The following is a 22,381-nucleotide window of genomic DNA, read 5'->3' as shown; positions in this document are numbered from 1 at the left end:
TCAGTAACGCCATGTCTATCACTCCAAAGTCCCCTGCAATCAACCAGCAGGGGTGGGTTCAAACATGGGTCACTTCTCAATGGAAAAACCGCCCAATCCCGGGTCAGTTCTCGGCGGAAATCAACAACCAATGCTCTGGACGATATCCACCACCACCTTGCGGCAGGCCGTCACGCCTCATTCCATGCTGGGGCGGGTATCTGCCCTGATCATGACCGCCACAGCCGGCGCGAGGCCTGTTGGGGCCGTCCTGGGCGCCATTGTCGCGTCTCGGTTCGGAGTAGAGGCTTGTTTGATGGTGGCTGCTGTAGGGTTCCTGATTCAACTGCTTGCCATCTGTGCTTCCAGGGTGCCGAGCCTGAGGGAATTGCCGGCGTGAGGCGTCTGAGCCCGACGCCATCGACCAAGCCCGTCACCAACTGCATTGCGCGGCCGTCGTCATAGGGCAACGCCCCTGACTGGATTCCTTCTTGCACATCTCACTAACTAGTATATTAGATATATTAGTTAGTGAGATCGTGACCTTTCCCGATGTCGAGCGGAGTTGACGATGAAGCGCATGCCCCGCCTGGCGGGTCGTCCCGGCGGCGCCCCGCAGCCCGCCACGCGGAGGGCCCCGGAATGAGCGAAGCCGCCGCAGCCGGGCGTGAGGGACGCGGCCGACACGCGCTCGCCGGCGGCCGCGCCGGCGAGCCCAACAGGCCGGCGACCGCCGCCTCGCTGATCCATGCGAAACTGCGCGACGACATCATTTCCATGCGCCGCGCGCCGGGCGAGCCGATCGTCGAGAAGGAGATCGTCGAAGCCTACGGCGTGAGCCGTACGCCGGTGCGCGAGGCGCTGCTGCGGCTGGCGAACGAAAAGCTTGTCGACATTTTCCCGCAATCGGGCACCTTCGTTGCCCATATCCCGCTGCGCGCGTTGCCCGAAGCGATCGTCATCCGCACCTCACTCGAGGAGACGGCGGCGCGTCTTGCTGCCGGCCGCGCCAGCCGCAGCCAGGTCATCGGCCTCCATGCCGTCATCGAGAAAATGCGCGAAAGCGAGGCCGCGGGCGACCGGGAAGCCTTCCATCAGGCAGACGAGCGTTTTCACGCCGCGGTCGCTGAGATGGCCGGCTATCCGGGCATCTGGGCGGTCGTTCAGCAGGTCAAGGTGCAGGTCGATCGCTACCGGCGCCTGACGCTGCCGCAGGAGGGCCGGATGCTGCGCGTCATCGAGGAGCATACGGCTATCGCCAGGGCGATCGAGGCGCGTGACCCGGTCGCCGCCGCCACGCTCATGAACGGGCACCTGAGCACGCTCATCACCGATATCGGCGACATCAAGGACCTCAACCCCGACTATTTCGTCGACGCCCCGGCGCCAGCGCGCGGGGCGTGACGGTCGGATCATTTCTGGAGCAGTCATGAAGATCGAAGTCAGGCAAGTCAGCCATCCGGAAGCGACGAAGGGATTCGACACCGCCGCGCTGCGCCGTCATTTCCTGATCGAGAGCCTGTTCCAGCCGGACGAGATCGCCCTCACCTACAGCCATATCGACCGTCTCGTGGTCGGCGGCGCGATGCCTGTCTCCAAAGCGCTCGAGCTGACGGCGCCGAAGCCGATCGGCACGACGAGCTTCATGGCGCGCCGCGAACTCGGCGTCGTCAACATCGGCGGCGCCGGGCGCGTGTGGGCCGACGGCGGCGTCCACGACCTCGATGCGCACGAGGCGCTCTACGTGGCGATGGGCGCGGGCGAGGTCCGCTTCGAGAGCGTCGACGTTGCCAGCCCCGCCAAGTTCTACCTGATCAGCGCGCCGGCACATGCGCGCCACAAGACGGTCAAGATCTCGCGGGCGATGGCCAATGTCCGCGAACTCGGCAGCCCGGCGCAGGCGAACGAGCGCACCATCTACCAGATGATCCATCCGGACGTGTGCGCCTCCTGCCAGCTCGTCCTCGGCATGACGGTCCTGAAGCCGAACAACATGTGGAACACCATGCCGTGCCATACGCATGACCGGCGTTCGGAAGCCTACCTCTATTTCGACCTGCGGGCCGACGCCCGCGTGATCCACCTGATGGGCGAGCCGCAGGAGACCCGCCACCTGGTGGTCGCCAACGAGCAGGCGATCCTCTCGCCCGGCTGGTCGATCCACTCCGGCGTTGGCACCTCCAACTATGCCTTCATCTGGGCGATGGCCGGCGACAACCAGGATTTCGACGACATGGACATGGTGCCAATGGAGGCGCTCCGGTGAGCGTGGAGAGCCGGAACCCGTTCGACCTGTCCGGGCGCACGGCCATCGTCACCGGCGCCAACACCGGCATCGGGCAGGCCATCGCGCTGGCGCTGGGGCGGGCCGGCGCGGCCATAGTCGCGGTCGGCCGTTCGGCCATGGACGACACCGAAAGACTGTGCGCGCAGGCCGGCGTCGAGGTCCGCTGCGTTTCAGCCGACCTCGGCTCGATCGCGCCGGTCGCCGGCATCGTCGCCGAGGCCGTGGCCTGGAAGGGCGCGGTCGACATCCTCGTCAACAACGCCGGCATCATCCGCCGCGCCGATGCCCTCGATTTCACCGAGCGAGACTGGGACGACGTGATGAACGTCAATCTCAAGACCGCCTTCTTCCTGTCGCAGGCGGCAGCCCGCGCCATGCTGGAACGCGGCAAGGGCGGCAAGATCATCAACATCGCCTCGCTGCTTTCCTTCCAGGGCGGCATCCGCATCCCGTCCTACACGGCGAGCAAGAGCGGTCTTGCCGGGCTGACGCGGCTGCTCGCCTGCGAGTGGGCGCACAAAGGCATCAACGTCAACGCCATCGCGCCCGGCTACGTCGTCACCAACAACACGGCCGCGCTGCGGCAGGACGAGCAGCGCTCGCGCGACATCCTGGCGCGTATCCCGGCCGGCCGCTGGGCCGAGCCCGCCGACATGGGGGGTGCCGCGGTCTTCCTCGCCTCGCAGGCGTCCGACTATGTGCACGGCACGGTCCTGCCGGTGGACGGAGGCTGGCTCGCCCGATGATGTACACGTTCGACTTCTCGAGCCTGTGGGCATACTGGCCGGAGTTCCTGGCCGGCGCGCTAACGACGCTCGAGATGACGTTCGCCGCCACCGTGCTCGGCCTTTGCATCGGCGTCGCCGGCGCGATCGCGCGCGGCAGCCGCCATGCCTGGCTGCGGGTCGTCGCCGGCGGCTATGTCGAACTCGTGCGCAACACGCCTTTCCTGATCCAGATATTCTTCCTGTTCTTCGGCCTCGCCAGCGTCGGCGTCAGGATGCCGGTGCTGGCCGCTGCCGTGCTCGCCATGGTCATCAATGTCGGAGCCTATACGACGGAGATCGTGCGCGCCGGCATCGAGGCCGTTCATCCCGGCCAGATCGAGGCGGCCGAATCGCTCGGCCTGTCGGTGCCGCAAGTCTACTGGTACGTCATCCTGCGGCCGGCGCTGGAGCGCGTCTATCCGGCGCTGACCAGCCAGTTCGTGCTGATGATGCTGTCGTCTTCCATCACCTCGCAGATCTCGGCCGAGGAGCTGACGGCGGTCGCCAACAACATCCAGTCGATCACCTTTCGCTCGCTGGAAACCTACATCGTGGTGGCGCTGCTTTACCTGGTGCTCACCGTTCTCCTGAAATCGGGCTTCTGGCTGCTGGGACAGGGCCTGTTCCCGCGCCGGCGCCGCCTCGGCACCCCGCTCTAGGAGACGACATGAACGGCGGCTTCAGCCTTTACTATTTCTACTACCTGCTGGAGGGCATGGGCTGGACGGTCGTGCTGTCGGCGCTGGCCTTCGTCGTCGGCGGCGCGGCCGGCTTCATCGTCATGCTGGCGCGCATATCCCGTTCGGCCGCGCTTCGCCGCCTGGTCTTCGTCTATGTCCAGATCGTCCAGGGCACGCCGCTGCTCATCATCCTGTTCGTGGTCTATTTCGGCCTCGGCATCTTCGGCGTCGAGATGCCGCCGCTGTTCGCCGCCGGCTTGTCCCTGATGATCTATTGCAGCGCTTTCCTCGGCGAGATCTGGCGCGGCTGCGTCGAGGCGGTGCCGCGCACCCAGACGGAAGCGGCGGAGTGCCTGGCGCTGACGCGCTGGCAAACGCTGCGCGACGTCGTCCTGCCGCAGGCGGCCCGCATCGCCACGCCGCCGACGGTCGGCTTCCTCGTGCAGGTGCTCAAGAGCACCTCGCTCGCCTCGGTGGTCGGCTTCGTCGAGCTGACGCGCGCGGCGCAGGTCATCAACAACTCGACGTTCCAGCCTTTCCTGATCTTCGGCATCGCCGGGCTGTTGTACTTCGCCCTTTGCTATCCGCTGTCGATCTGGAGCCGGGCGCTCGAAAGGAGGCTCAATGTCAGTCGTCGTCAAGCTTGAGGACGTGCACAAGAGCTTCGGCCTGGTCGAGGTGTTGCGCGGCGTTTCCTTCGAGGTCAGCGCCGGCGAGGTCGTGGCGATCATCGGCCGCTCCGGCTCGGGCAAGAGCACGGCACTTCGCTGCATCAACAGGCTGGAGAAGATCCAGTCCGGCTCGATCGAGGTCTGCGGCCGGCGCGTCGAGGCGCCCGATCTCGACCTGCGCGCGCTCAGGCAGGACGTCGGCATCGTCTTCCAGAGCTACAACCTCTTCCCACACCTGACGGTGGAGGAAAACATCGTCCTGGCGCCGCGCCGCGTGAAGAACGTCAAGGGCGCCGAGGCGCACGCGCTCGCCCGGACCGCGCTGGAGCAGGTCGGCCTCTCCGACAAGATCGACGCCTATCCCGAGCAGCTGTCCGGCGGCCAGCAGCAGCGCGTCGCCATCGCCCGCTCGCTGGCGATGTCGCCGAAGGTGATGCTGTTCGACGAGGTGACGTCGGCGCTCGATCCGGAACTGACCGGCGAGGTGCTGCGGGTGATGGAGAAGCTCGCCAAGGGCGGCATGACGATGATCATGGTGACGCACGAAATGGGCTTCGCGCGCCGTGCCGCCGACCGCGTCATCTACATGCACACCGGCAAGGTCTGGGAAACCGGCACCGGTGCGATGCTGGGCAGCCCGCAGACGCCGGAACTGAAGAATTTTCTCGCCAACGAACTGTGAAGCCGGCACCCGCGGAGGAGCGGGACGGTCGATGATAACCAAGGAGGAAACAGCTATGAAACTCAAACTCGCATTCGGCATGGCCGCCCTGGCCGCCGCCTTCGTCATGGCCATGCCGGCGGCTCGCGCCGACGCGCTTTCGGACATCAAGGCGGCCGGCAAGATCCGTGTCGCGACCGCCATGGGCGTGCCGCTCTTCGCCTATGTCGACGCCCAGTTGCAGCCCGCCGGCTCCGACGTGGAGACCGCCAAGATGATCGCCGACAGCCTCGGCGTGAAGCTGGAGCTGGTGCAGATCACCAACGCCGCGCGCGTGCCGACTATCCAGGCGCACAAGGCCGACATTCTCGTGGCCAACCTGGCCATCACGCCCGAGCGAAAGAAGGCCGTCGATTTCACCATCCCCTATGCGACCCTCGACATCATCGTCGCCGGTCCCAAGGACGTCGCCATCAAGGACTACAAGGACCTCACCGGCAAGCGTATCGGCGTCACGCGCGCGACGGTCAACGACATGATGGTGTCCGAGAATGCCAAGGATGCCGAGATCGTCCGCTTCGAGGACGACGCGACGCTGATTACCGCCGTGGCGTCGGGCCAGGTCGACCTCGTCTCGACGCAGACGGCCGTGCTCGCCGCCATGAACGAGAAGAAGGGCGGCGACCCGCTGGACGTCAAGTTCGTGCAGAAGTCGCTCGACCTCGGCATCGCCCTGCCGCAGAACGAGCCGAAGCTGAAGGAATGGCTCAACAACTGGATCACCGAGAAGTTCAAGAGCGGCGAGCTTCCCGCCATGTTCAAGAAGTTCCACAAGCGCGACTTGCCGGCGGACCTTCTCAGCCGCAAGGACTAAGGAAACTTATGGCGTGACCGGCGCATGCGCGACGGTCACGCCGGCATTTCTCCGGAATGTCCTTGCGGCAGGCCGTGTCTCAAAGCTGGCCCGGATCGTCGTGTGCGGTAATGAACGGCGCTGAATAGGTCTCGTGGCCAGTCATGCAGGCGCTCCGCATTCGTCATGGCCAAGAGCCTCGAACGTGACCCGCAACTGGAATCTCTCCAGCGTAATTATTGGCGTCAACACTGAATACGCCAGTTAGCGATCCGTACGGCTTTTCCGGATCAGTTCCATCCAGTCGGCAATGAAGGTCCTGCGCTGCACCTCATCCTGCGCGGCAAGAAGGGCGGGGCCGATGCGGATCGGCCGGCCGATGCCGGACTGCATCAGGTCGGGCGGTCCGTCGACGCCGTCGGGCAGCGGCGCGTCCTCGGCGAAGAAGAAGGATTTTTCCCGCGCGACGCCGCGGCCGCGGGCCGACAGCAGGTAGTTCAGGAAACGCTTGCCGACATCCGGGTGCGGAGCGTGCGACGGGATGAGCGCGCCGCGCGACAGGATCAGCGTGTAATCGCGGGGCAGGACGATGCCGAGGGCGGCGTTGGCGCGTGCGGCGGCATAGGCATAGGAGCCGAGCACGTTGTAGGCGAGGCTGATCCTGCCGGCGGCAAGCTCGCCCAGCACCTCGTTGTTGCAGCAGCGGATGACGGTGTCGGTCCGGCTCAGCGTTTCCAGCAGCCGGCCGTTTGCGGTGGGCGCCTGGCGCGAATCGTTGAAGGCCAGCAGGTAGCCGACGCCGGAGGCCGCGATGTCGTAGGTGCCGACGCGGCCGCGATAGGCTTCCGCCTTGCTTCTCAGCAGGTTCGACAGCGCCTCGTGGCTGCGCGGAACGTCCTCGGCGGGCACGGTGCGGCGGTCGTAAACGAAAACGACGGGCTCGAAGGTGAAGCCGAAGACCTCGTCGCGCCAGTTGGCCCAGTCCGGCACGGCCATCGTCTCGGCGGAGCGGTGCGGCTGCGCGCAGCCATCGTTGGCCAGCCTGACGAGCTGGTCGACCGATGACGACAGCAGAATGTCCGCACCCTCGGCTTTTGCGGCGCAGATTTGCTGTGCCTGCCGGAACAGGTCGTTGGTGACCATATCCGTATATTCGACGGCGATATCGGGATTGCGGTCCTGGAAGTCGGCGATCAGCGGCTGCATCGCATCGAGATCCGTGGCGCCGTGGATGAGAAGGCGCCCGGTTTCGGAGCCCTTCGCGGGGAAGATCCTGTGATCGCCCTCGAGCGCGTTCGCCAGCATGGGCAGCAGGAGCGTCGCCGCCGCAAATGCGAAGATCAGGGTTCTGCGCATCAGCTCGGCCTCTCCGCCAGAGGCAGTTCGATGGAAACGCAAAACAGCTCACTTTCGGACCGTTGCCGGAACCGCAGGCGGCCGCCGAGCCTGGCGGCGACCTCCGCGGCGATGGCGAAGCCGAGGCCCGAGGCACCTTCGGCATCCGAACGGCCGGAATAAAAGCGGCTCGTTGCCGTCGGCCAATCTTCCGGCCGGATGCCGGGGCCGTCGTCGAGGACGTCGACGGAGCCGAAATCGCCGGCCTGCCTGACATGCACCTCCAGGCGCGCCACCGCGCCGTGGCGCAGGGCATTGTCGATGACGTTGACGATGGCTTCGCGCAGGCTGAGCATGTCGCCCAGCACGGCAAGCTCCTCGTCGGCCGGCTCGAACGACACGACGAGATCCGGGTCGACGGTGATGGGAACGGCGTTGCGCAGCGCCTTGCGAGCGACGTCGTTCAGGAAAACCGGAGCAAGCTGGATCGAATCGAAGCGATGGATCACCATCGCGTGGTTGAGCAGTTGGTTGGTGAAGCGGGCGAGTTCGGCGGTGCGGCTTTGGACCCGCTCAAGATGGCGGCGGTCCTCGGGCGCAAGCTTCGCCTCGTCGATCAGGCTGACCTGCGCCGACAGGGCGGTGAGCGGCGTGCGGATCTGGTGCGCGCTGTCGGCGATATAGCGCTGCAACAGCTTCACGCGCTCGTCGAGCCGGGTGATGAAATGGTTGATCGAGGTGACGAAGGGGGAAAGCTCGGAGGGAACCGAGACTTTCAGCGGCGTCAGGTCCTGCGGGTCGCGCCGCCTCAGCGCGGTGCCGAGCTCGCCCACCGGGCGTAGCGAATAGCGGACGGCGAGCGCGGTGCCGATGACGGCCACCAAGCTCATGATGCCGACCAGGATGACCGCGCGGGTCGTCAGCTCGGAAGCGAGCGCCTGGCGGGCCTCGGTGGTCTGCGCCACCATGACGTAGGCCCAGCCGGGTCCGCGCGGCATGCTCATGGCCCGCGCCACGGTGACGTTGCGGACCGGCACGCCGAGATAGCTGCCGTTGGAGAAGACCGGGCCGCCGCGACTGGCATGGAGATCGATCTTCGGCCCGAGGTCGGGATAGCCGGTCAGCGTCGCGCCATCGGGGTCGACCACGCGGTAGAAGATACGGTCGCGCTCAGCCAGCCCCAGCAGTTCGAACGCCGAGGGCGGCAGCAGGAAGCGCAGCCTGCCGTCGGCCACGACGAGGCCTTCGCTCATCTGGAAGGCGGCGCCGAGCAGCAGCCGGTCGTAAGCCTCGTTGGCTGCCGTGCGGGCATAAAACCATGCGGCCGTTGTCAGCGCGGCCGCACCCAGCGCCAGCACGATGCCGACGCGGCGCATCAGCCGGGCAAAGAGCGAATTGCTAGTGCGCATCGTCGGAGACGAGCTGGTAGCCGCTGCCGCGCAGCGTAACGATGCGCGCGCTGGCGCCTTCGAGCTTCTTGCGCAGCCGGCCGACATAGAGTTCGATCGCGTTGACGCCGGCGGCCTCGTCAAAGCCGAAAAGCTGATCCAGCAACTCGTCCTTGCTGAAGACGCGCCCCGGCCGCGAAGCGAGGATTTCCAGAAGGGCGATCTCTCGCCGCTTCAGTTGCACCTCGCGCCGGCCCACCGTCACGTTGCGGTTGGTGCGGTCGAGCCTGATGTCGCCGCAGACAATGACGTTGGTCGCATCGCCGCCGCTGCTGCGCCTGAGCAACACCCGCGCACGCGCCTCCAGCTCGCGGAAATCGAAAGGCTTGACGAGATAGTCGTCGGCGCCGAGATCCAGCGCGCCGACCCGGTCGTCGATCTCGGAGCGGGCGGTCAGCACGAGCACCGGAACGCCGATCCGCGCGCGGCGCAGCGCCTTCAGTATGGAGAAGCCGTCCATGCCGGGCAGCATGACGTCCAGGATCAGCAGGTCATAGGCGGTATGGGCGAGGATGTCGGACGCCGCGGTGCCGTCGGTTTCCCAATCGACGGTATGACCGATCTGCTGGAAGCGCCGGCAGATGGCTTCGCCCACGTCATGAGTGTCTTCGACCAGAAGGATGCGCACGCGCGGATGATTACACGCAGCCGGGGGACCGGCAAGATTCGCTGGCGCACGTCGCGCAAGGAAACCGAAGAATTCCGGCGTGACAGGATCGTGACAGGAACGGGCGCTATTTTCCCCCGCGCCGGCCTGATCGAGGGAGCGATGGGTCCGGTCCGGGGAGGAAGCCAGCATATATCGGTTGTCGCGCAAGACCATTGCGCACGCGCCGTCCTGCAGGCGTTCCGTGAAACCGGCCGCTCCGGATTCAACGGGAGGACTTATGTCAAACAGTCTCATCAAGGCGATCCTCGGCGCAGCCGTGGCGGCCTTTGCCTTCGCGGCATCCGCAAATGCGGAGCCTGCAAAGCCGGAATGCCTCGCCGGCGCCAAGCCAGGCGGCGGCTTCGACCTCACCTGCCGCCTTGCCGCCGACGCGCTGCTCAAGACCAAGCAGATCGCGGCGCCGATGGCCGTCACCTACATGGAAGGCGGCGTCGGCGCGGTGGCCTACAACCACGTCATCTCCAAGCGCTCCAAGGACGGCAGCCTCATCACCGCGGCGTCGTCGGGGTCCGCGCTGCTTCTGGCGCAGGGCAAGTTCGGCCACTACGACGAGAACGCCGTGCGCTGGCTGGGCGCCATCGGCGCCGACTACGGCGTGCTGGTGGTCGCGGCGGACGCGCCCTACAAGACGCTGAAGGACCTGGTCGAGGCCTACAAGGCCAATCCCGCCGATTTCGCCATCGCCGGCGGCGGCGCGGTCGGCTCGCAGGACTGGATGAAGGGATCGCTGCTCGCCAAGGCGGCGGGGCAGGACCCGAAGCAGATGCGCTACGTCGCGCTCGAGGGTGGCGGCGCCGTGCTGACCGCGCTCGAGGGCGGCCATGTCAAGGTCGGCTCAGGCGACGCCGCCGAAATGGTCAAGCACCATATGGCCGGAAAAATCCGCATCCTTGCCGTCATGGCGCCCGAACGGCTGCCCGGCGACCTCGCCAACGTGCCGACGGCGCGCGAACAGGGCTTCGACATCGACTGGCCGGTGTGGCGCGGCTTCTATGTCGGCAAGGAGGTTTCCGACGCCGACTACGACTGGTGGGTGCAGGCGTTCAAGAACGCCATGGCGACGCCCGAATTCGCCAAGGAGCGCGAGGCGCGCGGCTTGTTCGAGTTCAAGTCGTTCGGCAAGGATTTCGACGAACGCGTGAAGAAGGACGTCGCGCAGTTCAAGATCCTGGCCAAGGAAGCGGGCATGTAGGCCCCGCCACGGCGGCCTCATTCTTCACCGCGAAAACCATCTCCCGGCGATCGGCCAGCGTTCGATCGCCGGAGAGCCGCCCCTCCCCTGCACTGCGTTGCCGGCCGGCGGGTGCGGACGCCCTCTTGTGGAGACATCCATGTCCGAGCACCACGAACCTTCGCACCGGTCGATGCGGCTGATCGGCCGGGCCACGGCGGCCTGCCTGTTGCTGTTCGCCCTTGCCTACGGCCTCGTCGCGACCGCCATCGACTATGCCTTCGCCTCCGATCCGCTGGGACCGCGTGTCTTCCCGCTCGGCCTGGCGGCGATGCTTGCGCTGCTCAGCGTCTGGTATTTCTTTTCGCCCGGCCCAGCTGAAGGCTATCCGTCCGGCAGGCTTCTGCTGCGCGTGCTGGGAATCCCGCTGGTGATGCTCGCCGCCGTCGCGTTGTTCGAGCCCGCCGGTTTCCTGGTCTCCACCTTCGTCCTGACCTTCGGCACCGCGCTGATCTTCGGCGCGCCACCATTCAAGGCGTTGCTCGGCGCCGTTGGCCAGGCCGTGCTGTGGTGGTTCGTCTTTTCCTACGTGCTGGAAGTATATCTGCCGGCCGGCGCCCTGTTTGGCCACTAGGCCAAATCGGCCGCGCGCGCCTGGAACCTGAAAGGTCCCGAACATGAACCTCGACTATCTCTGGCACGGCTTCGCCGTCGCGCTGACCACGCAGAACCTCATCATCGGCTTCATCGGTTGCTTCGTCGGCACGCTGGTCGGCGCGCTGCCGGCCATCGGCCCGATCAACGGCATCGCGCTGCTGTTGCCGATCGCCTACACGATGGGGCTTCCCGCCGAGAGCACGATGATCCTGCTGGCCGCGATCTATTGTGGTGCCGAATATGGTGGGCGCATTTCCTCCATCCTGCTCAACGTGCCGGGCGACGCCGGCGCCGTCATGACGGCGATGGACGGCTATCCCATGGCCAAGCAGGGGCGGGCAGGAGAAGCGCTGGCGATCTCCGGTATTTCCTCGTTCTTCGGCGGCATCTTCGGCACCATCGGCCTGGCATTGTTCGCGCCCATCCTGTCCGGCCTGGCGATCGGTTTCGGTCCGGCCGAATATTTCGTGCTGATGGTCTTCGCCTTCGCCACGCTGGGCTCGATGGTCGGCAGCCAGCCGGCCAAGACGCTGATCGGCTGCGCCATCGGCCTGGTGCTCGCCACGGTCGGCCTCGATCCGACCTCCGGCGCCTATCGTTTCACCTTCGACCAGCCGGAACTCAGCGAGGGCATCGAATTCGTCGTGCTGGTGATCGGCCTGTTCTCGATCTCGGAAGCACTGATCATCCTCGAGAACGAAGGGCGCGGCATCACGGTGATCCGCGAACTCGGCCGCATGACCGCGCGCATGAGCGACCTGGTGAAATGCACCGGCGCGACGATGCGCGCTTCGGTGATCGGCTTCATCGTCGGCGTGCTGCCGGGCACCGGGGCTTCCGTCTCCAGCGCCATCTCCTACACCACTGAAAAGCGTCTCTCCGACACCGAGGGGACCTTCGGCAAGGGCGATGTGCGCGGCCTGGCGGCGCCGGAAGCCGCCAACAACGCCACCGCCTGCGGCGCCTTCGTGCCGATGCTGACGCTCGGCGTTCCCGGCTCCGGCACCACGGCGGTGATGCTGGGCGCATTGATGCTCTACAACATCCAGCCCGGCCCGATGCTGCTGACAGAGCGGCCGGAGATCGTTGGCGGCCTCGTCGCCTCGATGTTCGTCGGCAACTTCATCCTGCTCGCGCTCAACCTGCCGCTGGTGCAGATCTTCGCCCGCGTGCTGACGGTGCCGAACTGGCTGCTGGTGCCGGGCATCCTGGTGCTTTCGGTCGTCGGCGTCTATTCCACCAACTCCTCGATCTTTTCCGTCTTCCTGATGATGGGGATCGGCATGGTGGGATGGCTGTTGCGCAAGGCCGGATTTGACATGGCGCCGATCATCCTCGGCTTCGTCCTCGGCCAGATCACCGAGGTCAACCTGCGCAACGCGCTGGCGATCAGCGGCGGCGACGTCTCGATCCTGTTCTCGAGCACCATCTGCATCGTGCTGTGGATCCTGGCTGCAGCCGTCGCAATCCTGCCAGCCTATCTGGCACGCCGCGCCAGGCGGCGGGCATTGCAAGCTGCTTAAACAGCCATCCCTGGAAAGGTCCCCTATCTCGCTGCCGCAAGGCGGGTATCAGCGACGCGAGCTTTTGCAACTGGAAGAAGCGCTGATATATTCCACCGGAGGTCAAGCGCATGCGCCCAGGTCGAGCGCGCCGGCCAGCATCGTCATTCGCCGAGCTTCGAAATCCTGGCCAGACAAAACCGGGCAGAAGCCTTTGTTCGCGTCAAGTTCGAGTTTGCGACAAAACTCCTGGACCGCTGATCTGTTGCAAGCCTCAGGCCAGCCCCGCCAGCCTTTCGAGAGCGTGGCGCGCCCCGGGTGCCGCCGCCACCACCGGCGCGCCCTCGGTCAGCCTCGCGCCCTCGATCGGGAAATCGTGATACCAGCCGCCGGCCTCCTGCACGAGACAGAAGCCGGCAAAGCAATCCCAGGCGTGCATATACGGCTCGTAGTAGCCGACCAGCCGGCCCGCAGCGACATAGGCCAGCATCAGCGCGCCGGAGCCGTTGCGGATGAAATTGCCCTCCATCCGCAGAAGCTCGCTCACCATCTTTCCCACCGAATCGGGCGTGACATGGGAATTGGCGCCGATGCCGGTCAGGCCGTTCTGGACGGTGCGGGAGGAATCGAGCTTCAGCGCCTTGCCGTCGAGCTCGGCGCCCCTGCCGGCCGCCGCTGCGTAAAGCTCGCCATGGCAAGGAGCGGCGATGATGCCGATCACCGGTTTGCCGGCATGGGCGACCGCGACGGAGACGCACCAGTTGGGCATGCCGTTGACGAAGGGTGCGGTGCCGTCGATGGGATCGACGATCCAGGTGTAGCCGGACGTGCCGGCGACATGGCCGAATTCCTCGCCGAGACACCCGTCCTGCGGGAATGCCGCCTCGACGCGCCGGCGGATCAGCTTTTCGGTGTTGCGGTCGGCGATCGAAACGACGTCCTGCAAATCGTGCTTGGTCTCGATGGTCAGCGTTTCGCGCCGGTTGAAATAGTCGAGCGCCATGGCCCCGGCCTCCTGCGCGATGGCCTTTGCGGCGGCAAAGCGCGCGTCCAGTTCCTGCGATGTCATGCTGTGTTTCCTTGCGATGGTCAGTGTTCGATAAGGGCGATGCCGCGGGTCTTGAAACCCAGCGTCGCGTCGGCGCCGGCGGGAAGCGTGCGGTCGACGGCGTGGTCGACGATGAAGAGGGTTCCGACCTCGGTTTCCATCTCGTATTCCACATGGCCGCCGAGATAGGCCGAATGCAGGACGCGGCCGGCAAGGCCTGTCCCCTGCCCTTCGGCGACGGTGATCGAACCGGGACGGACAGCAAGGCTGGCCGCGCCGGGCCTGGCGTTTCGCGCCGGCACACGCTGCTCGAGCTTGCCGATGCGCACGCGCGCCTCGCCGCCGGCAACGTCGATCACCTCGCAGGCGATGACGTTGGCCTCGCCCATGAAGTCGGCGATGAAGGAGGATGCCGGCATTTCGTACAGTTCGCGCGGCGCACCGGCCTGCGCGATGCGGCCTTCCTTCATGACGATGATGCGGTCGGAGACGGCCAGCGCCTCGTCCTGGTCGTGCGTGACGTAGACGGCGGTGAAACCGAGGCGCTGCTGCAGTTCGCGGATGTCGGTGCGCACCTTGCGGCGCAGGCGCGCATCGAGGTTCGACAGCGGCTCGTCGAGCAGCAGCACCTGCGGCTCCAGCACCAGCGCGCGGGCGACGGCGACGCGCTGCTGCTGGCCGCCGGAAAGCTCGGCCGGCAGGCGGTGGCCCATGCCGGCGAGGCCGACCAGCGAAAGCCCGTCCTCCGCCTTTTCCCGCGCCTCCTTGCGCGAAAGGCCGGAGGCTTCCAGGCCGTAGGCGACGTTGTCGAGCGAGTTCATGTGCGGAAACAGCGCATAGGACTGGAAGACCATCGAGACGTCGCGCTCGTTGGCCGGCAGCATGGTGACGTCCTTGCCGCCGATGAACACCCGGCCGGCGCTCGGATGCTCCAGGCCGGCCAGCATCCTCAGCGTCGTCGTCTTGCCGCAGCCGGAGGGACCGAGAAGGGTGACGAGCGTGCCGGGCTCGATGGTGAAGGAAAGGTCCGGAATGACGGTGACGGCACCGTAGTTCTTGCGGATGTTCTCGAAGACGACGGAACCGGCCTTTTGCGTGGTCATGCGGTTCTCTCCTGCTCGGGGGATAGGGTGCGGGGGGCGCCGGCGAGGCGATTGTCGCGCCTCAGCCGCCGCTCGCCGACAAGGAACTGGAAGCCGGAAATGACGACGAGCATGACGACGATCAGCATCGAGGAATAGGCGATGGCGACGCCGTATTCGCCATTCTCTACCAGTCCGACAATATAGGCGGTGGCCATGTTGTATTCGGCGCTGACGAGGAAGATGACGGCGCTGATCGAGGTGATGGCGCGGACGAAGGAATAGACCAGCGCGGCCGTGATGGCGGGGCGCAGCAGCGGCAGGATGATCCTGCGCACCGTGCGGAAGCTGCCCGCGCCCAGCGTCAGCGAGGCTTCGTCGAGGCTCTTGTCGAGCTGGCTCATGGCCGCCACGCCGCCGCGCACCCCCACCGGCATGTTGCGGAAGACGAAACAGGCGATCAGGATCAGCGCCGTGCCGGTCATCTCCAGCGGCGGCAGGTTGAAGGCCATGATATAGCTGACGCCGATGACGGTGCCGGGAATGGCGAAGCTCATCATCAGCGCGAACTCGAAGACGTTCCTGCCGGCGAATTTCTGCCGCACGATCAGATAGGCGGTGAGCAGGCCGACGGCGGCCGTCAGCGGCGCGGCGATCAGCGCGATCTCCATCGTCGTCCAGAAGGAGTTCCAGGCGACGCCGGTCCAGACGGTTCCACCCGACAGGTTCACCGAGAAGGCCTTGACGTAGTGGTCCAGCGTCAGCGAATTGTCGAGGCCCCAGGTCTTCATGAAGCCGCCGAACAGGATCATCCCGTAGACGACGAGCGTGAAGGCGATCCACGGAACGACCACCGCGTAGAGGCCGGTCGAAAGCCAGCGCGGCAAGGCCGCATGGACACCGTTGTCGCCCTTGCCGGTGACGGTGGAGAAATTCCGGCCCGACAGCCAAAGCCGCTGTGCAAGGAAGGCCGACAGGGTGAAGGCGAGCAGCACCATGGCAAGCACGGCGGCGCGCGAAGGGTCGTTCTGCGAGCCGACGACGGCGAAGAAAATCTCCGTCGATAGCACCCCGTGGCTGCCGCCGAGCACCAGCGGATTGCCGAAATCGGCCATGCTCTCGATGAAGCCGATGAGGAAGGCGTTGGCCAGCCCCGGTTTCATCAGCGGCAGCGAGACCTTGACGAAGGTGCGCCAGCGGTCGGCGCGCAGCGTCTGCGACGCCTCCTCCATCGACGGGCTGACGCCCTCGACGACGCCAATCAGCACCAGGAAGGCGACCGGCGTGAAGGACAGGACCTGCGAGATCCAGATGCCGGTCAGCCCGTAGAGCCAGCGGCCGGGCTCGACGCCGAACAGGCTGGCGACCGCCTGGGTGACGAAGCCGGCGCGGCCAAACAGCAGGATCAGCGCCAGGCCGATGACGAAGGGAGGCGTGATGATCGGCAGGATGGTCAGGAGCCTGAGCGCCTTCTTGCAGGGAAAGCGCGTGCGGGTAGCGACGAGCGCGAAGGCGAGGCCGAGCAGCGTCGAGGAAAGGCCGGTCACGATGCCGAGCCACAGCGTGCGCCAGGCGACCCCGCACCGGGCGCCGCCGACGACGCAGTCGAGGCTCCAGATGCCCGGATCCTGCATGTTGCGGATGAAGCCATCCGGATTGAACGAGCCGTCGAAGTCCTGCACGGCGCCGACGAACATGCTGCCGACGGGATAGAAGACGAAGACGGCGACCAGGAAGACGAGCAGCGCGATGGCGCTGACGACGAAGGCGTCGCCCTTCATGACGCCGCGCTCGGCCAGGCCGAATGAAAACACCAGCACGAAGACGACGGCGCTCAGCACCGCGCCGGCACCCATCGACGGCTGGCCGTCGGCGAGCGGCCCGAACAGGTTCTCGCTGACGGTCCAGGTCCAGCCGGTGAAGCCGATGGAGAGGCCCTGGAGGCAGAGGAACAGCAGGCCGAGCCCCCCTGCCCAGGCCAGCATGGCGCCGCGGCGCATCGGGTCCGCCATGCCGCGCGCCATGCCGGCCGCGAGCAGGAACAGGACGACGCCGGCAAGCCAGAACCGGCCGTGCGTGACGATCTGCACCAGGCCGGGCGCGGCCTCCGGCGACAGAGGAAAGCCGCCCAGCCAGCCGAAACCGAAGAAGCCGCCTTCGATCCGATACCACGGCAGCAGCATGAGCGCCGCCACGCCCAGAACGAGGACGATGTCCAGCCTTCGATTGGGGCGCGTCATGGCGGACCTCGCTGTCAGCGTTGAGAAGAGGCGGCGCCCTGGGGTTCTGGGGGCGGGCGCCGCCTATTGGCGCGTCAGTTGGCGGCTGCGCCGACTTCGCGGTCCCAGCGCTCGAGCAGTTCCTTGCGCTTGGCCGGGTCGCCGTAGGTCTTGAAGTCGTAGTCGATCAGCTTGATGTCCTCGAAGCGCGGCGCCTCCTTGGGGATTTCCGCATTCTTGTTGGAGGGAAGCTGGAAGGACTTGGCGTCCTTCATGCGCGACTGCACCTCTGCCGTCAGAGCCCAGTCGTACCAGGTCTTGGCGTTTTCGAGGTTGCGCGCCCCCTTGATGATCGACATGGAACCGATCTCGTAACCGGTGCCTTCGCAGGGCGTGCCGGACTTGACGGGGAAGCCTTCGACGGCCTGCGCCACCGCATCGTGGACGAAGACGATGCCGAGCGCCGTCTCGCCGCGCGCCGCCGCCTTGACCGGCGCGGAGCCGGACTTGGTGTATTGCGAGACGCTGCCGTTGAGCTGCTTCAGATAGTCGAAGGCCTTCTCCTCGCCCATGATCTGCACGAGGGAGGCGAGCGCGGTGTAGGCGGTGCCCGAGGAATTCGGGTTGGCGATCTGGATCTCGCCCTTCAGTTCCGGCGCCAGAAGGTCGGCCCAGCACTTCGGCTCCTTGTAGCCCTTCGCCTTGAAGATGTCGGTGTTGTAACCCCAGCCGAGCGCGCCGGCATAGACGCCGACCGTGCGGTAGCCGGAGCTTTCGGCCTGCTTCTTGGCCCAGTCGTTGAGCTGGTCGAGCATCGGCGACTTGTATTCCAACGTCAGGCCCTCGGAAGCCGCCTGGAGGTGCGGATCGCCGGTGCCGGCCCACCAGATGTCGGTCTTCGGATTGCGGGCTTCGGCGCGCACCTTGGCGTAGGTCTCGCCCGAGGACAGGCGCACCATGTTGACCTTGATGTCGTTGTGGGCCTTCTCGAAATCGCCCTTCATCTGTTCGCAGATGACGACGTCGGCCGAGCAGATGAGATTGAGTTCGCCCGCCGCCTGGGCCGGCACCGCGGCCGCAGCCGTGCCGGCGAACAGCAGCATGGAAAGGGTCTTCGTTTTCATCGGTATCCTCCGTTTGTAATCGGTTTGCCTGTGAACGGGACGCAAAAAGGCTTTCGGCTCGCCCCTCGGCGGCGCGCTCGTCAGTTCGGGTTTCGGGAGTGCCTGCGGGGTCCGGTCAGTTCGTCGGGGCGATCTCCGCGTCGAACCGCTCCAGCAGCCGACTTCGCTCCTGCGGCGAGCCGAAAGTGGCGAAATCGTAGTCGACCATCTTGATCATCGAGATGTCGGGCGCGGCCGCCGGCAGCACCGAGCGGGCGTTGGACGGCACCTGGTTCTGGCCGGCGGCCGCACCGGTGCTCTGGCCCTCCGGGCTGAGGACGAAGTCGACGAAGCGCCGGGCCTCGGCCGGATGCCGCGCGCCCTTGACGATGCTGACGGCGCCGATCTCGTAGCCCGTGCCCTCGCAGGGGGCGACGATGACCAGCGGATAGCCGGCCTGCTTCTGGGTGACGGCGTCATGCATGAAGGAGATGCCGATCACCGTTTCGCCGCGCGCCGCTGCCTTCACCGGGTCCGCGCCGGCGCTGGTGTAGCGGGCGATATTGCGGTTCAGCTGCGCCAGGAAGCGGAACGCCTCGTCCTCGCCGAAGAGCTGCACCAGCGTCGCCAGCGTCGTGAAGGCGGTTCCCGAGGAGTTCGGATTGCCGCTCTCGATGCGGCCGCGATAGGCGGCGTCGGCCAGGTCCTTCCAGCAGGCCGGGGCCGGCAGCTTCAACTTACGCAGCAGGTCGGCGTTGTAGGCGAAGCCAAGCGCCCCGGCATAGATGCCGGCCGAGCGCCCGCCGGACAGGGCGAAGAAATTCTGCGCCCAGGGCAGCATGTCGCTTTCATGCGCGGGATGATACGGCTCCAGCAGGTTTTCCGATCCCGCCTGCAAATGCGTGTCGCCGGTACCGCCCCACCAGACGTCGGCGGTCGGCGCCGCCTTCTCGGCACGGATCTGGTTGAGGATGTCGCCGGTGCTCCTGCGCGTCATGGAGATCTCGAGGCCGGACTTCGCCTCGTAGACGCGCTGCATGGCAGAACACCACGCCTCGTCCACCGCGCACAGCACGGTCAGCGCCGGCGCCGCCATGGATGCCGCCGTGCCGCACAGCCAAAGGGCCACGCCCGCGCCGAGAGCGGTGATGCCTCTCACTTGATCCTCCCGTTCGGGACGTCGCCGTCCCTTCCTCCGCGTTCAGGATGGCACATTCGCGACCCGCCGCAATCGAAGAATCGTTACCTTTCTTACAGCAGGGCGGCGGTGCGGCGGCGGAAAATGACAAACATGACAAATGTGACGCCGCCGTATAATGCGAGCCGCTTTGAACATTGCCGCCGCCCTGCCTATGATGCGGGCGGGAGGAAGGCCAGTGCTGAACGATCGGATTCGCATCCTGATCGTCGAAGACGATCCGGAGATGGCGGAGCTTGTTTCCGACCTCGTGGAGGCGGAAGGCTGGACGCCGCTCGCCGCCTCGTCGGCCGAAGCGGCCGAGACCGTGCTGGCGCGCGAAACCGTGCATCTCGTGCTTGTCGACCACAACCTGCCGGGCACGTCGGGGCGCACCTTCGCGCAGCGCCTGCGCGCCCGCACCAACATCGGCATCGTCATGGTGACGGCGGCGGGAAGCGCCGCTGACCGGGTGCTGGGGCTGGAAACGGCGGCCGACGACTATGTCGTCAAGCCCTTCGAGCCGATCGAGCTGACGGCGCGCATCAAGGCGGTGCTGCGCCGAACGATCCCCTCCCTGAAGCCCGACCGGGAAAGCGAGCGGGGCTCCGAGCCTGCCGCGCTCAGGCTCGGCGACTGGTCGGTGGACCTGACCAGGCGCAACGCGCTGTGCCTGGCCGATCCGGCGAAATCGCTGACCAGTGCCGAATTCAGCCTGCTGGAAATCCTTGCCGAAACGCCGAACGTGCCGGTCAGCCGCGCCCATATCCTCGAACGCCTGGGCACCGAAAGCGACCGCTACATCGATCGCAACGTGGACGTGCTGGTGCTGAGACTCCGGCGCAAGATCGAGCGCAATCCCGACCTGCCTCGCCACATCAGGACGCGACGCGGCAAGGGCTATGTTCTCGAGACGGATGACGGCGAGCCCGCTTCGTGATCAGCCGCTCCTTCCTCTCCTCGATCGCCTTTCGCCTGCCCTTCGCGATCGTCTTCATCTGCGTGCTCGTCTTCAGCCTGGCGACCATTGCCGTCTTCGGCCTGCAACGGGCGCGGCAGGAGATGGCGGCCTATGGCCTGCAGGCTTTTTCCAGTCTTGCCAAGGCGTCGCTGGTGTCGCGGCAGGTCTCCGACCTCGTTTCCAGCGCTCCCTTCCTGATGAACGCGACGTCGCCCTACCGCGTCTCCAGCGAAAGCCGTTCGGTGGTCGCCCAGGTCGATGCGCTGTTGCGCGCCATGCAGCCGGAGAGCGGCGAAACGGCGGCAAGGGGTTTCGCCAGCGCCCACATCGTCGAGCTTCTGGAAACTATCCGCACCCAGACGACGACGCTTGCCAGCGACGCCGATTCCGCTCAGCAGCACAAGGCCGAAGCGGCGGGGGCGCTGGGCGAGATCGCCGCCGGGCGCGGCGTCGCCGACGGGGATTTCCGCCGCCGGCTGAACGCCGTGGTGCAAGCGGCCGCCAGTTCCGACAGCCTCTTCCAGCTTGGCGAACTGCGCCGCCGCTACGTCGCCGAGACAGCGCCGCGCCTCGAACGCGCCGCACCTGACGCAAGGGTCTCCAGGGTTGAGCTTGCGCCGTATGAGCGCGTCTTCGAGGCACAGACGCAATACCTGCTCGAGATGTTTTCTATCCGCGCGGCAGTGGCACGGCTGCATCTGGTCTCGCGCGACCTTTCGCACGCCACCGAAACGCAGAGCGAGGCCGTCGCCCGCGGCCTCAACGACGACCTTGTCGCCACCTCCGACGCACTGAGCCACCTGCTCGCCGTCGTCACCATCGCCTCGCTGCTGGTTCTGGCCATGGCTATCCTGTCGATCCGCTCGGTCATGCGCGTATCGCGCGGCATCGTTTCCCTTTCCGGTGGCATGAACGCGCTGGCCGAAGGGCGTAAAGACGTGGAAACGCCGGATTATAACGGCACCGAAACGGAACTGGTCCGGCTTCTGGAAGCCTTCCGCGCCTTCCGCGAGAGCGTCGGGCGCATTTCGCGGCTACGGCGCACCGCCGAGGCGGCTGCCCGGACGATCCGCTCCACCTTCCGCAACATGAACGAGGGCATCGCCCTGTTCGATCCGTCCGGCCGGCCGATCACCATGAACCGGCGCGTGATCGAACTCGTCGGCTGGTCCGGATCTGCGCGCAAGCTGCCTTTGCGGGCCTTCGTCGCGCCCATACCCGACATAGATCCCGCTCTGCTGCCAAGCGGCGGCGAAGCCGGCCTGCTCGACGGCCGCTTCGTCACGCGCCATCGGCGGGCCGAGCGGGTGACGGAGGTTTCGCTGTCGCGCCAGACGGACGGCGGCATCGTGCTCCTGGCGCGCGACGTGACCGAGATGGACCGGCGGGAAGCGGAAGCGGCCCGGGCCTATCGTCTCGACGGCATCATGCGCATGACGCACCAGGTCAGCCACGAGGTCGGCAACATGATCGGCATCATCACCGGCAGTCTCGGCCTGCTGGAGCGCGAGGAAGGCGGCTTCAGTCCGCGCCAGAAGCGGCACCTTGCGCGCATCCGCAAGGCCGCCGACCGGGGCCGCTCGCTGGCCGCGAGCATGCTTTCGGTCGGCAGCCAGCAGCCGATCCATCCCAACGTGCTGGAACTCGGCGCCCTGCTGCGCGGCATGGCCGACGTGCTGGAGATCGCCATCGGCGAGAACTGCCGGCTTGCCTTCGACATCCCGGACCAGTTGCCAACGGTGCTGCTCGATGCGGCTCTGTTCGAGCAATCCATTCTCAATCTATGCCTCAACGCCTCGGCCGCCATGCCCGAAGGCGGCCGGATCCGCATAAGCTGCGCGGAAAGGGAAGCAAGCGTCGTCGTCTCGGTGACGGACGAAGGCATCGGCATGTCGCCCGAGGCCGTGGACAAGGCGTTCGAGCCTTATTTCACCACGCGCGAGGGAAAAGGCGGCGCCGGCCTCGGCCTTGCCATGGTGTACGGCTTCGTGCGGCAAAGCGGCGGCGAAGCCAATATCGTCTCCTGCCCCGGCAAAGGCACGAAGGTGGAAATGACGCTCCCGATAGCAGGCTGAGACGGGTCCACTTGTCAACGGCGGAGCAACCGACC

At 66.4% G+C, this 22,381-nt stretch carries 20 protein-coding genes; 12 read left to right on the top strand and 8 right to left on the bottom strand.

Translation table 11 applies throughout. The annotated features are described in order from the left end of the window. Positions 1 to 621 precede the first annotated feature (621 nt). Genes E6C48_RS20570 through E6C48_RS20540 form a run of 7 tightly spaced genes read left to right on the top strand, consistent with a single transcriptional unit; the run spans position 622 to position 5,919 of the window. A complete protein-coding gene (locus E6C48_RS20570) occupies positions 622 to 1,383 on the top strand; it encodes a GntR family transcriptional regulator (protein WP_136360059.1) in 762 nt (253 codons plus the stop codon). A gap of 25 nt (positions 1,384 to 1,408) precedes the next feature. Continuing rightward, positions 1,409 to 2,245, top strand: coding sequence for a 5-dehydro-4-deoxy-D-glucuronate isomerase (kduI, locus tag E6C48_RS20565; RefSeq protein WP_136360058.1), 837 nt, complete (start codon positions 1,409 to 1,411; stop codon positions 2,243 to 2,245). 2 nt (positions 2,246 to 2,247) lie between these two features. Continuing rightward, a complete protein-coding gene (kduD, locus tag E6C48_RS20560; RefSeq protein ID WP_407941033.1) occupies positions 2,248 to 3,012 on the top strand; it encodes a 2-dehydro-3-deoxy-D-gluconate 5-dehydrogenase KduD in 765 nt (254 codons plus the stop codon). Next, a complete protein-coding gene (locus E6C48_RS20555) occupies positions 3,009 to 3,692 on the top strand; it encodes an amino acid ABC transporter permease (RefSeq protein ID WP_136360056.1) in 684 nt (227 codons plus the stop codon). Before kduD ends, E6C48_RS20555 begins: the two co-directional genes overlap by 4 nt. A gap of 8 nt (positions 3,693 to 3,700) precedes the next feature. Beyond that, positions 3,701 to 4,360, top strand: coding sequence for an amino acid ABC transporter permease (locus E6C48_RS20550; RefSeq protein ID WP_136360055.1), 660 nt, complete (start codon positions 3,701 to 3,703; stop codon positions 4,358 to 4,360). Next, positions 4,338 to 5,066 (top strand): amino acid ABC transporter ATP-binding protein, encoded by a 729-nt coding sequence (locus tag E6C48_RS20545; RefSeq protein WP_136360054.1) that lies wholly within the window; start codon positions 4,338 to 4,340, stop codon positions 5,064 to 5,066. Before E6C48_RS20550 ends, E6C48_RS20545 begins: the two co-directional genes overlap by 23 nt. Positions 5,067 to 5,121: 55 nt before the next feature. Continuing rightward, complete coding sequence (locus tag E6C48_RS20540) at positions 5,122 to 5,919, top strand: transporter substrate-binding domain-containing protein (RefSeq protein WP_136360053.1); 798 nt, start codon at positions 5,122 to 5,124, stop codon at positions 5,917 to 5,919. 243 nt (positions 5,920 to 6,162) lie between these two features. Here the strand turns inward: E6C48_RS20540 and E6C48_RS20535 are convergent, their stop codons facing one another. Genes E6C48_RS20535 through E6C48_RS20525 form a run of 3 tightly spaced genes read right to left on the bottom strand, consistent with a single transcriptional unit; the run spans position 6,163 to position 9,309 of the window. Continuing rightward, complete coding sequence (locus E6C48_RS20535; protein ID WP_230978888.1) at positions 6,163 to 7,254, bottom strand: ABC transporter substrate-binding protein; 1,092 nt, start codon at positions 7,252 to 7,254, stop codon at positions 6,163 to 6,165. Beyond that, positions 7,254 to 8,642: a sensor histidine kinase gene (locus E6C48_RS20530; protein WP_136360052.1), complete on the bottom strand. Its 1,389-nt coding sequence runs from the start codon at positions 8,640 to 8,642 to the stop codon at positions 7,254 to 7,256. The genes E6C48_RS20535 and E6C48_RS20530 overlap by 1 nt, the downstream gene beginning before the upstream one ends. Beyond that, positions 8,632 to 9,309, bottom strand: coding sequence for a response regulator transcription factor (locus tag E6C48_RS20525; RefSeq protein ID WP_136360051.1), 678 nt, complete (start codon positions 9,307 to 9,309; stop codon positions 8,632 to 8,634). Before E6C48_RS20525 ends, E6C48_RS20530 begins: the two co-directional genes overlap by 11 nt. A 259-nt stretch (positions 9,310 to 9,568) precedes the next feature. Between E6C48_RS20525 and E6C48_RS20520 the strand changes: the two genes are divergently transcribed. From E6C48_RS20520 to E6C48_RS20510, 3 genes are all read left to right on the top strand, one after another. Beyond that, positions 9,569 to 10,543 carry a Bug family tripartite tricarboxylate transporter substrate binding protein gene (locus E6C48_RS20520; RefSeq protein WP_136360050.1) on the top strand — a complete coding sequence of 325 codons (975 nt, stop codon included), beginning with the start codon at positions 9,569 to 9,571 and terminating at the stop codon, positions 10,541 to 10,543. 139 nt (positions 10,544 to 10,682) lie between these two features. Further along, a complete protein-coding gene (locus E6C48_RS20515) occupies positions 10,683 to 11,156 on the top strand; it encodes a tripartite tricarboxylate transporter TctB family protein (protein WP_206086543.1) in 474 nt (157 codons plus the stop codon). A 43-nt stretch (positions 11,157 to 11,199) separates the two neighbouring features. Beyond that, positions 11,200 to 12,702 carry a tripartite tricarboxylate transporter permease gene (locus E6C48_RS20510; protein WP_136360049.1) on the top strand — a complete coding sequence of 501 codons (1,503 nt, stop codon included), beginning with the start codon at positions 11,200 to 11,202 and terminating at the stop codon, positions 12,700 to 12,702. 253 nt (positions 12,703 to 12,955) lie between these two features. Here E6C48_RS20510 and E6C48_RS20505 read toward each other — a convergent pair whose 3' ends face one another. From E6C48_RS20505 to E6C48_RS20485, 5 genes are all read right to left on the bottom strand, one after another. After that, complete coding sequence (locus E6C48_RS20505; RefSeq protein WP_136360048.1) at positions 12,956 to 13,750, bottom strand: inositol monophosphatase family protein; 795 nt, start codon at positions 13,748 to 13,750, stop codon at positions 12,956 to 12,958. Between the two features lie 20 nt (positions 13,751 to 13,770). Beyond that, positions 13,771 to 14,832 (bottom strand): ABC transporter ATP-binding protein, encoded by a 1,062-nt coding sequence (locus E6C48_RS20500; RefSeq protein ID WP_136360047.1) that lies wholly within the window; start codon positions 14,830 to 14,832, stop codon positions 13,771 to 13,773. After that, the gene (locus E6C48_RS20495) at positions 14,829 to 17,051 is read right to left on the bottom strand and encodes an ABC transporter permease (RefSeq protein WP_136360046.1); all 2,223 of its coding nucleotides are present in this window, start codon (positions 17,049 to 17,051) and stop codon (positions 14,829 to 14,831) included. Before E6C48_RS20495 ends, E6C48_RS20500 begins: the two co-directional genes overlap by 4 nt. 74 nt (positions 17,052 to 17,125) lie before the next feature. Beyond that, positions 17,126 to 18,154, bottom strand: a complete 1,029-nt coding sequence (locus E6C48_RS20490; protein ID WP_136360045.1) for an ABC transporter substrate-binding protein — start codon at positions 18,152 to 18,154, stop codon at positions 17,126 to 17,128. Positions 18,155 to 18,269: 115 nt separating this feature from the next. Continuing rightward, complete coding sequence (locus E6C48_RS20485) at positions 18,270 to 19,292, bottom strand: ABC transporter substrate-binding protein (protein ID WP_136360044.1); 1,023 nt, start codon at positions 19,290 to 19,292, stop codon at positions 18,270 to 18,272. A gap of 217 nt (positions 19,293 to 19,509) precedes the next feature. On the opposite strand from E6C48_RS20485, the gene E6C48_RS20480 reads away from it, so the two are divergent. Both E6C48_RS20480 and E6C48_RS20475 read left to right on the top strand, forming a co-directional pair. Further along, positions 19,510 to 20,250: a response regulator gene (locus E6C48_RS20480; protein ID WP_136360043.1), complete on the top strand. Its 741-nt coding sequence runs from the start codon at positions 19,510 to 19,512 to the stop codon at positions 20,248 to 20,250. Next, on the top strand, positions 20,247 to 22,346 hold the full coding sequence (locus E6C48_RS20475; protein ID WP_136360042.1) for a sensor histidine kinase: 2,100 nt from the start codon (positions 20,247 to 20,249) through the stop codon (positions 22,344 to 22,346). The genes E6C48_RS20480 and E6C48_RS20475 overlap by 4 nt, the downstream gene beginning before the upstream one ends. Positions 22,347 to 22,381: the final 35 nt, after the last annotated feature.

It is taken from the genome of Ollibium composti, from assembly GCF_004801285.1.
GTDB lineage: Bacteria > Pseudomonadota > Alphaproteobacteria > Rhizobiales > Rhizobiaceae > Mesorhizobium > Mesorhizobium composti.
This window is presented reverse-complemented; position numbering and strand designations above follow the sequence as displayed.

What these genes read in the sequence shown, in the direction of transcription:
- E6C48_RS20570 (WP_136360059.1), top strand. Translation starts at nt 622, where the DNA reads ATGAGCGAAGCCGCCGCAGCCGGGCGTGAGGGACGCGGCCGACACGCG.
- kduI (WP_136360058.1), top strand. Translation starts at nt 1,409, where the DNA reads ATGAAGATCGAAGTCAGGCAAGTCAGCCATCCGGAAGCGACGAAGGGA.
- E6C48_RS20555 (WP_136360056.1), top strand. Translation starts at nt 3,009, where the DNA reads ATGATGTACACGTTCGACTTCTCGAGCCTGTGGGCATACTGGCCGGAG.
- E6C48_RS20550 (WP_136360055.1), top strand. Translation starts at nt 3,701, where the DNA reads ATGAACGGCGGCTTCAGCCTTTACTATTTCTACTACCTGCTGGAGGGC.
- E6C48_RS20545 (WP_136360054.1), top strand. Translation starts at nt 4,338, where the DNA reads ATGTCAGTCGTCGTCAAGCTTGAGGACGTGCACAAGAGCTTCGGCCTG.
- E6C48_RS20540 (WP_136360053.1), top strand. Translation starts at nt 5,122, where the DNA reads ATGAAACTCAAACTCGCATTCGGCATGGCCGCCCTGGCCGCCGCCTTC.
- E6C48_RS20535 (WP_230978888.1), bottom strand. Translation starts at nt 7,254, where the DNA reads ATGCGCAGAACCCTGATCTTCGCATTTGCGGCGGCGACGCTCCTGCTG.
- E6C48_RS20530 (WP_136360052.1), bottom strand. Translation starts at nt 8,642, where the DNA reads ATGCGCACTAGCAATTCGCTCTTTGCCCGGCTGATGCGCCGCGTCGGC.
- E6C48_RS20520 (WP_136360050.1), top strand. Translation starts at nt 9,569, where the DNA reads ATGTCAAACAGTCTCATCAAGGCGATCCTCGGCGCAGCCGTGGCGGCC.
- E6C48_RS20515 (WP_206086543.1), top strand. Translation starts at nt 10,683, where the DNA reads ATGTCCGAGCACCACGAACCTTCGCACCGGTCGATGCGGCTGATCGGC.
- E6C48_RS20510 (WP_136360049.1), top strand. Translation starts at nt 11,200, where the DNA reads ATGAACCTCGACTATCTCTGGCACGGCTTCGCCGTCGCGCTGACCACG.
- E6C48_RS20505 (WP_136360048.1), bottom strand. Translation starts at nt 13,750, where the DNA reads ATGACATCGCAGGAACTGGACGCGCGCTTTGCCGCCGCAAAGGCCATC.
- E6C48_RS20500 (WP_136360047.1), bottom strand. Translation starts at nt 14,832, where the DNA reads ATGACCACGCAAAAGGCCGGTTCCGTCGTCTTCGAGAACATCCGCAAG.
- E6C48_RS20495 (WP_136360046.1), bottom strand. Translation starts at nt 17,051, where the DNA reads ATGACGCGCCCCAATCGAAGGCTGGACATCGTCCTCGTTCTGGGCGTG.
- E6C48_RS20490 (WP_136360045.1), bottom strand. Translation starts at nt 18,154, where the DNA reads ATGAAAACGAAGACCCTTTCCATGCTGCTGTTCGCCGGCACGGCTGCG.